The sequence below is a fragment of the Pseudonocardia sp. ICBG1034 genome (assembly GCF_020131375.1).
Classification (GTDB): domain Bacteria; phylum Actinomycetota; class Actinomycetes; order Mycobacteriales; family Pseudonocardiaceae; genus Pseudonocardia; species Pseudonocardia alni.
Map to the genome: position 1 here is coordinate 137,850 of NZ_JAHLEK010000021.1, position 14,629 is coordinate 152,478.

The following is a 14,629-nucleotide window of genomic DNA, read 5'->3' on the forward strand; positions in this document are numbered from 1 at the left end:
CGTGCGGGTCAGCCTCGCCGCGCCTGCCGGCGCAGCTGCAGGATCCGGCCCGTCCCGGGCACGGCGACCAGCAGGATCCCGGCGATCGCGGCGAACAGCAGCGCCACCCCGGTGGGCAGCGTCCCGGTCAGCCACAGGAAGTTGATCGCGACCGGCTCGGTGTTCTGCAGGATGAACACCAGCAGGAAGATCAGCACGACCGCCGAGAGGATCAGCGCGGCCCACAGCCCGCCGGTGCGGGTGTGCGGGATCGCGCGCTTCTCGGTGGTGGCCTCGGAGCCCGGGCCGCCGCCCTCCACCGGCACCGCCACGGTCGGCTGATCGGCCGTGGGGTCGGGTGTGCGCAGCGCCGGATGGGTCGCCGGGTCCGCCGTCGGGTCCTCCGGTCCGACCCGCCCCCAGGCCGGGGAGTCGCCGCCCCGTCGGTCGTCGCTCATCCGTTCCGCCTTCCTCTCCCAGCGTGTCCGCTCGTGCACCCTCCGGTTCCGGGCACGCGCGGGAGTATCGCGCACTCGGCGTCCCGGCGACGGCGACGCGCGGGGCACGCCCGCCGTCCGGTCGTGCGCCACCGGCCGAGGAACTACCGTCGGACCGGCAGCGCCGCCGAACCCCGCGAGGAGCGCACGTGGACCACGCCGAGGCCGTCCGGGTCTTCTTCGCCGCCGCACCGGAGGGGATCGAGGTGCCCGGCGCGGTGACCGGCGGCGCACCGGCCCGCCGGCTGCGCGACGCGCTCGAACCGGTCGCGATGCACGACGTCTGGTCCTCCCGGGTCGGCGACGCCGTCGGCGCCCGCGGCCTGGACTTCTTCACCGCCTACGTCGGCGGGCGCGGCGGACCGTTCGGCGGCCGGGCGCCGGGGGAGCTGGTCGCCGCCGCGTTCGCCGTGTTCGAGCCCGGGTTCGTCGGCTCCACCTGGGAGGACGCGCTGCGCCTCGTCGACGTCGAGGAGCTGCAGCGGCTGCGCGACGCCGAGACCGCCGCGAGCCTGCGCGCGGTCCTCGGCGAGGAGACCGACGCGGGCCGCGTCGCCGAGGTCGCCGGGATCCTGGAGCGCGCCGTCGACGCGGTGTCCGGCGCGGGCAGGCCGCTGTTCTCCGCCCTGCGTGCCCGGCCCCGTCCGCAGGATCCGGCCGGGCGGTTGTGGCGGGCCGCCGACCTGGTGCGCGAGCACCGCGGCGACGGCCACGTGGCCGCCTCCGTCGCGGCCGGGCTGGACCCGGTGCGGATGGGCGTCCTCGCCGAGCTGTGGGTCGGCTACCCGCTCGGCGAGTACTCCGGCACCCGCGCCTGGCCGCAGGACATGGCCGACGCGGGCGCCCGCAGGCTCGCCGAGGAGGGCCTGACCACCTCCGCCGGGCCCGACGCCGCCCTCACCGACGACGGCCGCCGCTTCCGCGACCGGGTCGAGGCCGCCACCGACGCCTCCCAGGACGACCTGGTCGCCGCGCTGGGCGACGACCTCGACGGCGTCACCGCCGACCTGGACCGCTGGTCGCAGGCCTGCATCGACGCCGGGCAGTTCCCGCCGGACCTGCGCAAGCGGGCCGCGGGCTGAGCTCCGCTCAGGAGCGGCGGCGCTCCATCGGGACGTGCGGGATGCCGTCCTCGACGAACCGCTCCCCCGCCGGCACGAATCCGTGCCGGGCGTAGAACGGCTCCTGGACCTCCTGGGCGTCGAGCACGCAGGGGCGGTCGCCGACCTCGGCGAGCACCGAGTCCATCAGCCGGTGCCCCAGCCCGCGTCCGCGCGCGTCGGCGCGGGTGCAGACCCGGCCGATCCGCAGCACCCCGCCGGGGTCGGCCAGCAGCCGCAGGGTCGCGACGACCGTGCCGCCGTCGGCCAGCCAGTGGTGCCGGGTGCGCGGTTCGAGGTCGCGCCCGTCGAGCTCCTGGTAGGGGCACTCCTGCTCGACGACGAAGATCGCGGTGCGCAGCGCGAGCAGCGCGTACAGGGTGGCCGGGTCGAGATCGGCGGCCCAGGCGCGGTGCAGGGTCGGGGTCGCCGCGGCCGGTGTGGGAACGGTCATCCGCAGAGGGGTACCAGAGCGTCGCGGGACCGCGGAAGCGGTTAGCCTCGCGACGTGGCCCACCATGATCTGGTCGTCATCGGCACCGGTTCCGGAAACACCTTCATCGACGAACGCTTCGCCGATCTCGACGTCGCGATCGTCGAGCACGGGGTGTTCGGCGGGACCTGCCTGAACGTCGGCTGCATCCCGACCAAGATGTACGTCTACGCCGCGGACGTCGCCGAGACCATCCGGCACGCGCACACCTACGGCGTCGACGGCACCGTCGACAAGATCCGCTGGACCGACATCCGGGACCGGGTGTTCGGCCGGATCGACCCGATCTCCGACGGTGGACGCTCCTACCGGGTCGACCGCAGCCCCAACGTCACCGTGTACTTCGGGCACGCCCGCTTCACCGGCGAGCGCGAGCTGGGCGTCGAGCGCACCGACGGCTCCGGCACCGACACCGTCACCGGCGACCGGATCGTCATCGCCGCCGGGTCGCGGCCGAGCATCCCGCCGCTGGTCCGCGACGCCGGTGTGCCGTTCGAGACCTCCGACACGGTGATGCGGATCGACGACGTCCCGCGCCGGCTCGCGATCCTCGGCGGCGGCTACATCGCGTCCGAGTTCGCGCACGTGTTCTCCGCGCTCGGCGCCGAGGTCACCGTCATCGCCCGCGGACCGAAGCTGCTGCGCCACCTCGACGACACGCTGTCCGACCGGTTCACCGAGGTCGCCACCGCCCGCTGGGACTGCCGGCTGGGCCGTCAGGTCACCGCGCTGTCCGGCGACGGCAGCGGCGGCCCCGGCGAGGTGGAGATCACCCTCGACGACGGCTCCACCGTCGTCGCCGACACGCTGCTCGTCGCCACCGGCCGGATGCCCAACGGCGACCGGATGGACCTGGACCGGGGCGGCGTGACCGTGCACGCCGACGGCCGGGTCGCCGTCGACGAGTACCAGCGCAGCGTGTCCGCCGCGGGCGTGTGGGCGCTGGGCGACGTGAGCTCCCCGCACCAGCTCAAGCACGTGGCCAACCACGAGGCCAAGATCGTCGGGCACAACCTGGCGCACCCGGACGACCTGCGCGCCACCAACCACGACTTCGTCCCGGCCGCGGTGTTCACCGAGCCGCAGATCGCCTCGGTCGGGATGACCGAGACCGAGGCCCGCGACGCCGGGTTCGACATCGCGGTCAAGGTGCAGAACGTCGGCGACGTCGCCTACGGCTGGGCGATGGAGGACCGCACCGGCATCTGCAAGCTGATCGCGGAGAAGGGCACCGGACGGCTGCTGGGCGCGCACCTGCTCGGGCCGCAGGCGTCGACGCTGGTCCAGCAGCTCATCCAGGCGATGGTGTTCGGCCAGACCGTCTCCGAGATCGCGACCGGGCAGTACTGGATCCACCCGGCGCTGCCCGAGGTCATCGAGAACGCCCTGCTCGGCCTGGAGATCTGAGGGTCAGCCGGCGGCGCGCTCGGCCGGGTCGAGCGGCTCGCCGGGCGCCTCCGGACGCGGCCGCGCCTCCGGGTCGTACGTCGTCGCCGGGCGGGTTTCCCCGCGCAGCTCCTCGAGCAGCCCGGTCACCGCGTCCATGATCTTCGCGGTGGCCGCGTCCAGGGTGGTCTTCGTGAGCGGCTTCCCGGCGAACTCCGAGAGGTCCACCGGCGGGCCGAGCGCGACCGTGACCCGCTTGCGCGGGAACGGCGTCGGCTTCCCGTCGGCGGGCAGGAAGTCCTGGGTGCCCCAGTTCGCCATGGGGATCACCGGGGCGCCGGAGCGCAGCGCGATCCGGGCGACACCGTTCTTCGGCTTCATCGGCCAGTGCCCGGGGTCGCGGGTGTAGGTGCCCTCCGGGTAGATCGCGACGATCTCCCCGCGCGCCAGGGCGTCGATCGAGCCGGTGAACGACTCCGCGGCCCGCTTCGACGACCGGTACACCGGGATGTGCCCGCCGTGCCCGAGCACCCACTTCACCACCGGCACCGACCACAGCTCGCCCTTGGCCAGGAACCGCGGGATCCGGCCGTGCGCGGTGCCGAAGGCGATGTCGAAGATCGGGTCGGAGAACGAGACGTGGTTGCCGACCAGCAGGGCGCCGCCGGTGCGCGGCAGGTGCTCCGCGCCGCGCCAGCCCAGCCGGGTCCCGAAGACGACGAACGGCCAGATCACCGCGATCGCGAGCCCGAACCAGAAGCCCGACCCGCGACGCCGGCGGCGCACCGTCGCCACGACCTTCTGCCACACCGTCAGCTCCGGTGGCACGCCCATCGTCGTCGTCCTCTCCCCGCCCGTCCGTCCGCGGCGCCCGGTCCCGGGCACGCGACCATCTTCGCCCCTCACCACGACCGGATGCGTCCGTGGTCCTACCCACCCCGGCCGTGACCACCGGAGGTGATCCACACCTCACCCGTTCGAGCGATCCCCACGCGTCGAGATGTCTCGACGAGCGAGGTACTGCGCACCCGATCTAGGGTCGACGGGTACGCACCGGTCGCGGACCGTGTCCGGGCCGACCCGATGTGAGGACGGTCCCACCGACCGGCCACCACCGGGCCGCCGGACGAACACGCGCCGAGACCGTCCCGGTGCCCCGCGCACCCCGTCCCCTGCGAGGTGCCCCGTGCCCGATCCGAGTCCGTGGCTGGAGAACGCCGGCGACCGACACCCCGAACCGGCCGGTGTCGTGCTCGTCGCCCACGGCGGGAAGTCGCACTCCACGGCGCCCGCCCGGCGCGGGCTGGCACTGCTGCGCATGCTGCCGTTCGCGCACTCCCTGGAGCGCGGCGGGCGCGCCCACCGGACCGGGACGGGCTCGGGCGTCGCGGTGCACCTGCTGCGCTACCGGGTGCGGGGCTGGAACGGCCCGGCCATGGACGCCTACCGCGACGCCGAGTGGGCCGTCCACGAGCTCGTGCGCCGCTACCCGGGCCGCCCGGTCGTGCTCGTCGGGCACTCGATGGGTGCCCGCGCGGTGCTGCGGGCGGCGGGCGCACCCGGCGTCGTCGCGGTGTGCGGGCTCGCCCCCTGGCTGGAGGGCTCCGACCCGGTCGACCAGCTCGCCGGGCGGTCGGTGCTGATCGCGCACGGCGACCGGGAGCGGATGACCGACCCCGCGGCGTCCTACGCCTACGCCCTGCGCGCCCGGTCGGTGACCGACCGGGTCGCCCGCTTCGACGTGCTCGGCGACGGCCACGCCATGCTCCGCCGCGCCGGTGACTGGACCTCCCTGGTGCGACGTTTCGCACTCGGCGAGCTCGGGGCCGAACCCCGTGACCCGGTCATCTCGAACGCCATGGCGGAACCCGCCCCGGCCGGGCTGCGGGTCGCCCTCGAAGGAGCTGACAGGTGAGTGCACCGCAGGCGCGTCCGACCGTCGCCGTGGTCGGCAGCGGGGTGTCCGGTCTGACGGCCGCCCACCTGCTGTCCCGCAGCCACGACGTGACGCTGTACGAGGCCGACGCCCGCCCGGGCGGGCACGCCCACACCCACGAGCTGGCGTCCTCGGACGGCGGGACCACCCACGTCGACTCCGGGTTCATCGTCCACAACGACCGCACCTACCCGAACCTGCTGCGCCTGTTCGGCGAGCTGGGGGTGTCCACCCAGGACTCCGACATGTCGATGTCGGTGCGCTGCGACGGCTGCGGGCTGGAGTACGCCGGTGCCCGCAAGCTGGGTGGTCTGTTCCCGCAGGCCTCCAACGTGGCCCGGCCGGCCTACCTGCGGATGCTCGGCGAGGTCGTGCGGTTCCACCGGCACGCACGCCGGGTCCTGGCCGAGGAGTCCGCCGGCGATGTGACGCTCGGGGCGTTCCTCGCGATCGGCGGCTACTCCCGCTACTTCGTGCAGCACTTCATGATCCCGGTGGTGTCCTGCGTGTGGTCGGCGGGCGCGGCGCTCTCGCTGGACTACCCGGCGCGCTACCTGTTCACCTTCCTCGACCACCACGGCATGCTCGGGATCGGCGGCTCCCCGCAGTGGCGGACCGTCACCGGCGGGTCCCGCTCCTACGTGGACCGTGTCGTCAAGCAGCTCCCGGCGGTGCGCACCGCGACGCCGGTCCGCTCGGTCCTGCGCTCGACCGCGGGCGTCGAGGTCCGCGACGACGCCGACACCGTCGCCGCGTTCGACCACGTCGTGCTCGCGACCCACCCCGACCAGGCGCTGGCGGTCCTCGGCGACGGCGCCACCGCCGACGAGCGGGCCGTGCTGGGGGCGTTCACCTACTCCCGCAACGAGACCTGGCTGCACCACGACACCTCGCTGCTGCCGCGCCGGTCCGGCGCCCGGGCGTCCTGGAACTACCTCAAGCCCGCCTGTGCGGACGCCACGGGCGGGCCGGGCGGATCCGACGGCACCGCGGCCCCGGTCCTGGTCAGCTACGACATGAACCGGCTGATGCGCCTCACCGACCCCGACGACTGGGTGGTCACGCTGAACGGCGCCGGGCGGATCGACCCGGACGCCGTCGTCGCGCGGATGACCTACGAGCACCCGGTGTACACGCCGGACTCGGTGGCCGCCCAGCGCCGCCTGCCGGAGCTGAACACCCCGGTCACCGCCTACGCCGGTGCCTACCACGGCTGGGGCTTCCACGAGGACGGCTGCGCCTCGGGCGTGCGCGCCGCCCGCGCGCTCGGGGTGAGCTGGTGAGCACCCCGGCGCTCTACGACGCCGAGGTCCGTCACGCCCGCCGGCGCGACCTGGAGACGGCGTTCTCGCATTCGATCTACTACTGGCTCGTCGACCTGGACGCGCTGCCGCGGCTGCCGTTCTGGCTGCGCCCGTTCGCCCGCTTCGACGCCCGCGACCACCTCGGGGACCCGGAGCGCGGGATCCGGGAGAACGTCGACACCTACCTGGCCGCGCACGGCATCGACCTGGCCGGGGGCCGGGTCCTGATGCTCGCCCACGCCCGGGTGCTCGGCTACGTGTTCAACCCGATCTCGGTGTTCTGGTGCCACCGCGCCGACGGCACGCTCGCCTGCGTGGTCGCGGAGGTGCACAACACCTACGGCGAGCGGCACTGCTACCTGCTGCACCCCGACCCGTCGGGGCGGGCGGGCGTGGACAAGGAGTTCTACGTCTCGCCGTTCCTCACGGTCGACGGCCACTACACGATGCGCCTGCCCGAGCCCGACGACCGCCTCGGCATCGCGATCACGCTGCACCAGGACGGTGCGCCCGCGTTCGTCGCCACCCTGGCCGGGATCCGCAGGCCCGCGACCACCCGGCAGGTGGCGCGCACGGTGCTGCGCCGCCCGCTGGTCACCCAGCGGACCGCGGCGCTGATCCGGCGCCACGGCATCGCGCTGTGGACGAAGCTGCCGGTCGTGCCGAAACCGGCCCGGCCACCACAGAACCGCGCGGGCCTCCCCGACGAACACTCCACACAGGATCAGCACCAGGAAGGGGTCACGCGATGACCATGCAGCACGACGGGATCGCCGTGCCCACCTCCGCCGGCGCGCGCGGCACCCGGCCCCGCACGCACGCCGTGCCCCGCCCCAACGAGGGTGTGTGGCCCGGTCTGGCGACACCGCCCGTGGCCCCGGCCAAGGCCCGGATCGCGGAGTCGCTGTTCCGCAACGCGGTCCGGTCGCTGCCGGTGCGGGTGGTGTTCCCCGGCGGGGAGCGGCTCGGTGCGGGCGGCCCGACCTCGCCGGTCATGCGCATCGAGCGCCCGTCGGCGTTCTTCCACCGGCTCGGCGCGAACTCCAAGATCGGGTTCGGCGAGTCGTACATGGTCGGCGACTGGACGACCACCGACCTGCCCGGGCTGCTCACCCCGTTCGCCGCCCGGCTGTCGACGCTGGTGCCGCCCGCCCTGCAGCGGCTGGGCCGCCGGTTCGCCGAGGCCCGCCGGCCCACCGCCGAGGTCAACTCGGTCGAGGGGTCGCGGGAGAACATCCACCGCCACTACGACCTGTCCAACGAGCTGTTCTCGCTGTTCCTCGACGACACCATGTCCTACTCCGCCGGCTGGTTCGCCGACGGTTCCGACGACCTCGTCCTCGCCCAGGAACGCAAGATCGACGGCATCCTGGACATGGCGGGCGTCGAGGCCGGGATGCACGTGCTGGAGATCGGCACCGGCTGGGGCGGGCTCGCGACGCGGGCCGCGCAGCGCGGCGCCCGGGTCACCACGCTGACGATCTCGCAGGAGCAGAAGACCCTCGCCGAGGCGCGGCTCGCCGAGGCGGGTGTGGCCGACCGGGTGCAGGTGCTGCTGCGCGACTACCGCGAGGCCCAGGGCTCCTACGACGCCGTCGTGTCGGTCGAGATGATCGAGGCCGTCGGCGTCGAGTACTGGCCGACGTACTTCGCCGCGCTGGACCGGCTGCTCAAGCCGGGCGGGCGGGTCGGCCTGCAGTCGATCACCATGCCGCACGACCGGATGATGGTCGCCCGCAACGACTACACCTGGATCCACAAGTACGTCTTCCCCGGCGGGATCATCCCGTCGGTCGAGGCCATCGAGGACAACCTCGCCCGGCACACCGGCGGGCTGCGCGTCGCCGAGCGCCGGAGCCTGGGCTACGACTACGCCCGCACCCTGGGCCACTGGCGCACCCGCTTCCTCACGCGGTGGGACGAGGTCGAGGCACTCGGCTTCGACGAGACGTTCCGGCGGATGTGGGAGTTCTACCTCGGCTACTGCGAGGCCGGGTTCCGCGTCGGCTACCTCGACGTCGTCCAGTTCTCGCTGCAGCGCCGCCCGTCCTTCTGAGAGGTGCCCTCATGACCACCACCCCCGCGGAGCGCCTCACCTCGCTCCTGGAGGACGTCCTCGGCGCCCCGCTCCCGGTGCGGCTGCGCGCCTGGGACGGCAGCGAGGCAGGCCGCACCGGCACCCCCGACGACCCGAACCCACCGACGGTGATCGTGAACCGCCGCCGCGCCCTGCGCCGGCTGCTGTGGGCGCCGGGCGAGCTCGGCCTGGCCCGCGCGTTCGTCTCCGGCGACCTGTCCGTCGACGGTGACATCGCCGACGGGCTGTCCCGGTTCTGGGCGCTCGCGAAGCCGGGGACCGGTTCGGCGACGCTCGACCTGCGTCAGAAGCTGGGTGCGCTGGGCACCGCGGCCCGGCTCGGCGCCGTCGGCCCCCCGCCGCGGCCGCCGGCGTCGGAGGCCCGGCTGGGCGGGCGGCGGCACAGCCGTCGCCGCGACCGCGACGCGATCAGCCACCACTACGACCTGTCGAACGAGTTCTACGCCTTCCTGCTCGATCCGCAGATGGCCTACTCGTGCGGCTACTGGACCCGCGACGAGGGGCCCGGCTACACCCTGGTCGACGCCCAGCGCGACAAGCTGGACCTGATCTGCCGCAAGCTCGGCCTGGCGCCGGGGATGCGGCTGCTCGACGTCGGCTGCGGGTGGGCCTCGCTGCTCGTGCACGCGGCCGAGCACTACGGCGTGCACGCCACCGGCGTGACCCTCTCCGCCCAGCAGCGCGACTACGGCGTCGAGCGCGTCCGCCGGGCGGGGCTGTCCGAGCGGGTGGAGATCCGGCTGCAGGACTACCGCGAGATCTCGGACCAGCCCTTCGACGCCGTGTCCTCCATCGAGATGGGCGAGCACGTCGGGCAGGAGAACTACGGCGTCTACGCCGCACAGCTGCACCGCATGCTGCGCCCGCACGGACGCCTGCTGCTGCAGCAGATGTCGCGCGGGTCGGTCGGGGCGAACACCGCACCGGGCGGCGGCGCGTTCATGGAGGCCTACGTCGCGCCGGACATGTACATGCGCCCGCTCGGTGAGACCCTCGGGTTCCTGGAGCGGGCCGGGCACGAGATCGTCGACGTGCACTCGCTGCGCGAGCACTACGTGTGGACGGTCCGGCCCTGGCTGGAGACGCTGCAGGCGCACCGCGACACCGCGGTCCGGATGATCGGCGAGGAGCAGTGGCGGATCTGGCTGCTGTACCTGGCCGGTGCCGCGCTGGCGTTCGAGGAGAACCGGATGGGCGTGCACCAGATCCTCACCGTCCGCCCCGGTGCCGACGGCACCTCCGGGCTCCCGCGCAGCCGCACCGGGATCCTGGGGCTCGACCCGGCCGTCGGGTCCGCCCCGGCGGGCGCGCCGTCGCCGGCCGCGACAGCATGACCGGGGTGAACCCGTTCCCCTGGGCGGCGTGGGCCGTCAACCTCGGCGTCACCGCCGTCGCCGTCGCCGTGCTCATGGCCCTCGCGTACGCGATCGGCGTGCGGCGCGGCCGGCACGACGGCGTCGACGTCGTCTGGGGGCTCGGGTTCGTGTGGGTCGCGTTCGTCACCGCGGTGACCGCGACGGCCCTCGACCCGACCGGCGACGGCTGGCGGCGCGCCCTGGTGGTCGTGCTCGTCGCGGTGTGGGGCGGGCGGCTGGCCCGCCACATCGCGCGGCGCAACCACGGGAGGCCCGAGGACCGGCGCTACGTCGACCTGCGCGAGCGCGGCTCGATCGGCCGGCGCGTCTACCTCACCCAGGGCGCGGTGATGTGGGTCGTCTCGCTCCCCGTGCAGGTCGCCCAGTACGGCACCGCGGCCGCCGGATGGCTGGTCGCCGTCACCGTGCTCGGCGTGCTCGTCTGGGCGGTCGGGTTCACCTTCGAGTCCGTCGGCGACGCCCAGCTCGCCCGGTTCACCGCCGACCCCGCGAACCGCGGCGAGGTGATGGACCGCGGTCTGTGGCGGTTCACCCGCCACCCCAACTACTTCGGCGACGCCTGCGTCTGGTGGGGCCTGGGCATCCTCGCCCTGCACCACCCGGCCGGGCTGATCGGCCTCGTCGGGGTCGCCGTGATCACGGCGAACCTGATGAAGGGCACCGGCGCGGCGCTGCTGGAACGCGACATCGCCGACCGGCGCCCCGGCTACGCCGACTACGTCCGCCGCACCAGCGGGTTCCTCCCGCTGCCCCCACGTTCCTGACCCACCCCGCACCCGCGACCCGAGGAGACACCATGGCCGTCGGCGACACCGCCACCGACTTCGAGCTGCCCGACGAGGCCGGCGCACCGCGCCGGCTGTCCGACCTGCTGGCGGCCGGGCCCGTCGTCCTGTTCTTCTACCCGGCCGCGATGACCGGTGGCTGCACGGCCGAGGCCTGCCACTTCCGGGACCTCGCGGCCGAGTTCGCCGAGCTCGGCGCGCAGCCGGTCGGGATCTCCTCGGACCGGCCGGACAAGCAGAACATGTTCGCCGCCGCGAACGGCTTCGGGTTCCCGCTGCTGTCCGACTCCGACCACGCCGTCGCGAAGTCCTTCGGTGCCTACCGCGCCTGGCTCCCGGGGAACTTCCACACCCGCCGCAAGACGTTCGTGATCGGCCCGGACCGCGCGGTCCTCGCCGAGATCGGGTCCGAGACCGACATGAACAAGCACGCCGACGAGGCGCTGGCCCTGCTGCGCGAGCGCGCCGCCGCCTGACCGCGCACGCCGGGCGGCCCCGCCTCAGGGCAGGGTCAGGATCTCCGCGCCGTCGTCGGTCACCACGATGGTGTGCTCGAACTGCGCGACCCACGACTTGTCCTTGGTGACGACCGTCCAGTCGTCGTCCCAGGTGTCGTAGTCGATGCCGCCGAGGGTGATCATCGGCTCGATCGTGAAGGTCATCCCCGGCTCGAGGACGGTGTGCACGTCGGGCTGGTCGTAGTGCAGCACGACCAGCCCGGAGTGGAACTCGTGGGCGATGCCGTGGCCGGTGAAGTCGCGGACCACGCCGTAGCCGAAGCGCTTGGCGTAGGACTCGATGACCCGGCCGACGACGTTCAGCTCACGCCCGGGGCGGACGGCCTTGATGGCGCGCATCGTGGCCTCGCGGGTGCGCTCGACGAGCAGCCGCGCCTCCTCCGACACGTCACCGGCGAGGAAGGTCGCGTTGGTGTCGCCGTGCACCCCGCCGACGAACGCGGTGACGTCGACGTTGAGCACGTCGCCGTCGTCGATGACGGTCGTGTCCGGGATGCCGTGGCAGATGACCTCGTTGAGGCTGGTGCAGCAGGACTTGGGGAAGCCCCGGTAGCCCAGCGTCGAGGGGTACGCATCGTGGTCGACGAGGAACTCGTGGACCACGCGGTCGATCTCGTCGGTGGTGATGCCGGGGCGGACGGTCTCGCCCGCGAGCTGCAGCGCCTGGGCCGCGACCTTCCCGGCGTGGCGCATCAGCTCGATCGTCTCGGGCGTCTGGATGTCACCGCGGCGGCTGCGTGCCGGGGCCGGCTTGCCGACGTACTCCGGACGCGGGATGTGCGACGGCACCTCGCGGATCGGGGTCGGGGTGCCGGGGACGAGCAGCGTGCGGGTCGACATGACCCCCATCGTACGTCCGGGGCCCTCAGCGGGTCGGGGTGCGCGGGGCCCGCATCCGCGCGACGGCGGCGGAGATCCCCCGCCAGCCCAGCAGCAGCACCGCCAGCGAGATCGTCGCGACGACCGCGAACGACAGCGGCAGCCGCCCCAGGAACCCCAGCCGCAGCACGAGCCCGACGACCACGGCCCCGGCGAGCACGACCGCCCCGGCGCGCAGCGACGCCGGCGCCGACCGCACCCACGGCGTCGCCCAGGCCGCCGCGACCCCCAGCGCGAACGGCAGCGCGGTGCCGAGCAGGCCGAGCACGCTGTCGGCCTCGGCGTGGCTCAGCCTCCCGATGGCGGCGAACACCACGACGGCGACGAGGTCGGCCACGAACGCCAGGGCGGGGATCCGGCTGGGGTGCACGACGCCCAGGGTAGGGCGCCCGGCACGACGCCGTCCCGCCGCCGCCCGGCCGGTCGCTCAGCGCGGGACGCCCGCCAGGAAGCGCGCCGTCATCTGCACCGCGGGCCCGGACGACCCGCCGTCGACGATGAGGGTGGCGAAGGCGAGGTCACCGCGGTAGCCGGTGAACCAGCCGTGCGAGCGGTTGCCGCCGTCGGGGCCCGCGTACTCGGCGGTGCCGGTCTTGCCGTACACCTCGCCCTGCCCGGCGGCGGCCCGCGCCGTCCCGGAGGTGACGACGGCCCGCATCATCGGGCGCAGCTGGTCGAGCACCGCGCGGTCCGGGGTGCCCGGCGCGACGGCGGCCTCGGTCGTCGCCCCGCGGATCAGCGACGGCGTGACGGGCGCGCCGTGCTGGACCGTCGCCGACACCAGCGCCATGCCGAACGGGGAGGCGAGGACGTCGCCCTGGCCGAAGCCGTCGCTGGCCCGCTGCAGGTCGTCGGTCGCGGGCGAGACGGTGCCGGTGATCGTCGTCATCCCGGGGATCTTCCAGTCCGCGCCGAAGCCGAGCGCCTTCCCGGCGTCCGGGAGGCCGCCGGCGGGCAGGCCGAGGGCGAGCCGGGAGAACGTCGTGTTGCAGGACTGCGCGAACGCCTCGGTCAGCGGCACGGTGCCCAGCACGAAGGAGTCCTCGTTGGGGATGGTGCGCCCGTCGATCACGGTGGTGCCGGGGCACTCGACCGGGGACTGCGGGGTGAGGTTCTCCGCCGGCATCGCCCCGTACGCGGTGACGATCTTGAACGTGGAGCCGGGCGGGTAGCGGCCGGTCAGGGCCAGCGCGCCGTCGCGGTCGGCGGCCGCGTTCTGCGCCACCGCGAGCACCGCCCCGGTGGACGGCCGGATCGCGACGATCATGGCCTGCCTGGAGTCGGCGTCGACGGCGGCCTGCGCCGCGTCCTGCACGGTGCGGTCCAGCTCCAGGGTGACCGGCTTCCCCGGCCCGGCGGGCTGCCCGGCCACCGAGCGGACGGTCTCGCCGCGGGCGCCGACGACGTCGACCGACCAGCCGGGCGTCCCGCCGGCGGCCTTCTCGATGTCGGCGCGGGCGCCCTGCATCAGCTGCCCCGCGAAGCCCTGGTCGGGCGGCAGCAGCCGCGTGGAGGACACGAACCGGACGCCGGGCAGGTCGTAGATCCGGTCGCGGACCCGCTGGTAGTCGGGCTCCCGCAGCACGACGACGGTGTAGGCCTGTCCGTCCGGCACGGCGTTCGCGCCCGCGGTGATGCTCGACGCCGTGATCGCGGGGTCGATCGTGCCCAGTGCGGAGCCGAGCCCACCCGCGGCCTGCCCGACCTGCGCCTTGTCCAGGGTGACGGTGACGACCGGGGTGGGCGCGAGCAGCGTGGCCCCGCCGGCGTCGAGGACGGGCGCCGGGGCGGCGGTCACGGTGCGGGTCACCGGGCGCTGGCCGTCGGTGAGCCCCGGCGCGAACGCGGCGGGCGACCACTCGACCGCCCAGCCGGTGTCGTTGCCCGCGGCGTCGTCGGCGGCGACGAGCGGCAGGTCCAGGGTGTAGTTCCAGGCCCGGCCCTGCCCCAGGTCCCAGGCGACCTCCACCGTCGACGTCGCGCGGTCGCCGTCGGTGCGGGTTCCGGTCACCCGGGCGGTCATGCCGGCCGGGGCGAGGTCGTCGCGGGACTTCTGCAGGTAGGCGCCCGCCGTCTCCGCGTCCGTGGTGTAGACGGCCGCACCCGGCGCGTCCCCCGCGGCCCAGGCCGTGACGTACCGCTCGGCGGTCGTCCCGGCACCTCCCCAGGGGCGCAGCAGCGCCACCACGACACCCACCGCGACGAGCACGACGATCGCGGCGGCCAGGACCAGGGGGCGCTTCCGCAGGGTGGCGATCACGATCAGCGAGTATGCCGC

15 protein-coding genes are annotated in these 14,629 nt (G+C 74.4%); 9 read left to right on the forward strand and 6 right to left on the reverse strand.

The window, feature by feature from the left end; translation table 11 throughout:
• Positions 1-8: 8 nt before the first annotated feature.
• Complete coding sequence (locus KPF22_RS22205; protein ID WP_178376818.1) at positions 9-437, reverse strand: lipopolysaccharide assembly LapA domain-containing protein; 429 nt, start codon at positions 435-437, stop codon at positions 9-11.
• A 188-nt stretch (positions 438-625) separates the two neighbouring features.
• On the opposite strand from KPF22_RS22205, the gene KPF22_RS22210 reads away from it, so the two are divergent.
• Positions 626-1,558, forward strand: coding sequence for a hypothetical protein (locus tag KPF22_RS22210; protein ID WP_224403188.1), 933 nt, complete (start codon positions 626-628; stop codon positions 1,556-1,558).
• Between the two features lie 7 nt (positions 1,559-1,565).
• Here the strand turns inward: KPF22_RS22210 and KPF22_RS22215 are convergent, their stop codons facing one another.
• Positions 1,566-2,030, reverse strand: a complete 465-nt coding sequence (locus tag KPF22_RS22215) for a GNAT family N-acetyltransferase (protein WP_178376820.1) — start codon at positions 2,028-2,030, stop codon at positions 1,566-1,568.
• 54 nt (positions 2,031-2,084) lie between these two features.
• Here KPF22_RS22215 and KPF22_RS22220 point away from each other — a divergent pair, with 54 nt between their 5' ends.
• A complete protein-coding gene (locus tag KPF22_RS22220; RefSeq protein WP_224403189.1) occupies positions 2,085-3,476 on the forward strand; it encodes a mycothione reductase in 1,392 nt (463 codons plus the stop codon).
• 3 nt (positions 3,477-3,479) lie between these two features.
• On the opposite strand, the gene KPF22_RS22225 is transcribed toward KPF22_RS22220, so the two are convergent.
• A complete protein-coding gene (locus KPF22_RS22225) occupies positions 3,480-4,289 on the reverse strand; it encodes a 1-acyl-sn-glycerol-3-phosphate acyltransferase (protein WP_208822472.1) in 810 nt (269 codons plus the stop codon).
• 352 nt (positions 4,290-4,641) lie between these two features.
• Between KPF22_RS22225 and KPF22_RS22230 the strand changes: the two genes are divergently transcribed.
• Genes KPF22_RS22230 through KPF22_RS22260 form a run of 7 tightly spaced genes read left to right on the forward strand, consistent with a single transcriptional unit; the run spans position 4,642 to position 11,430 of the window.
• Positions 4,642-5,370, forward strand: a complete 729-nt coding sequence (locus KPF22_RS22230) for an alpha/beta hydrolase (protein WP_224403190.1) — start codon at positions 4,642-4,644, stop codon at positions 5,368-5,370.
• The gene (locus tag KPF22_RS22235; RefSeq protein ID WP_208822471.1) at positions 5,367-6,674 is read left to right on the forward strand and encodes an NAD(P)/FAD-dependent oxidoreductase; all 1,308 of its coding nucleotides are present in this window, start codon (positions 5,367-5,369) and stop codon (positions 6,672-6,674) included. Before KPF22_RS22230 ends, KPF22_RS22235 begins: the two co-directional genes overlap by 4 nt.
• The gene (locus tag KPF22_RS22240) at positions 6,671-7,447 is read left to right on the forward strand and encodes a DUF1365 domain-containing protein (RefSeq protein WP_208822470.1); all 777 of its coding nucleotides are present in this window, start codon (positions 6,671-6,673) and stop codon (positions 7,445-7,447) included. Before KPF22_RS22235 ends, KPF22_RS22240 begins: the two co-directional genes overlap by 4 nt.
• Positions 7,444-8,751, forward strand: a complete 1,308-nt coding sequence (locus tag KPF22_RS22245; protein WP_224403191.1) for a cyclopropane-fatty-acyl-phospholipid synthase family protein — start codon at positions 7,444-7,446, stop codon at positions 8,749-8,751. The genes KPF22_RS22240 and KPF22_RS22245 overlap by 4 nt, the downstream gene beginning before the upstream one ends.
• Before the next feature lie 11 nt (positions 8,752-8,762).
• A complete protein-coding gene (locus tag KPF22_RS22250; RefSeq protein ID WP_208822468.1) occupies positions 8,763-10,127 on the forward strand; it encodes a cyclopropane-fatty-acyl-phospholipid synthase family protein in 1,365 nt (454 codons plus the stop codon).
• Entirely contained in the window at positions 10,124-10,933 is an 810-nt protein-coding gene (locus KPF22_RS22255; RefSeq protein WP_224403192.1) for a DUF1295 domain-containing protein, read from the forward strand. The genes KPF22_RS22250 and KPF22_RS22255 overlap by 4 nt, the downstream gene beginning before the upstream one ends.
• Positions 10,934-10,965: 32 nt before the next feature.
• Positions 10,966-11,430, forward strand: coding sequence for a peroxiredoxin (locus tag KPF22_RS22260; protein ID WP_224403193.1), 465 nt, complete (start codon positions 10,966-10,968; stop codon positions 11,428-11,430).
• 24 nt (positions 11,431-11,454) lie between these two features.
• On the opposite strand, the gene map is transcribed toward KPF22_RS22260, so the two are convergent.
• Genes map through KPF22_RS22275 form a run of 3 tightly spaced genes read right to left on the reverse strand, consistent with a single transcriptional unit; the run spans position 11,455 to position 14,611 of the window.
• Positions 11,455-12,312, reverse strand: a complete 858-nt coding sequence (map, locus tag KPF22_RS22265) for a type I methionyl aminopeptidase (protein ID WP_208822462.1) — start codon at positions 12,310-12,312, stop codon at positions 11,455-11,457.
• Between the two features lie 25 nt (positions 12,313-12,337).
• A complete protein-coding gene (locus tag KPF22_RS22270) occupies positions 12,338-12,721 on the reverse strand; it encodes a DUF3054 domain-containing protein (protein WP_224403194.1) in 384 nt (127 codons plus the stop codon).
• 57 nt (positions 12,722-12,778) lie between these two features.
• Positions 12,779-14,611 carry a penicillin-binding transpeptidase domain-containing protein gene (locus tag KPF22_RS22275; RefSeq protein ID WP_208822460.1) on the reverse strand — a complete coding sequence of 611 codons (1,833 nt, stop codon included), beginning with the start codon at positions 14,609-14,611 and terminating at the stop codon, positions 12,779-12,781.
• Between the last annotated feature and the right edge of the window lie 18 nt (positions 14,612-14,629).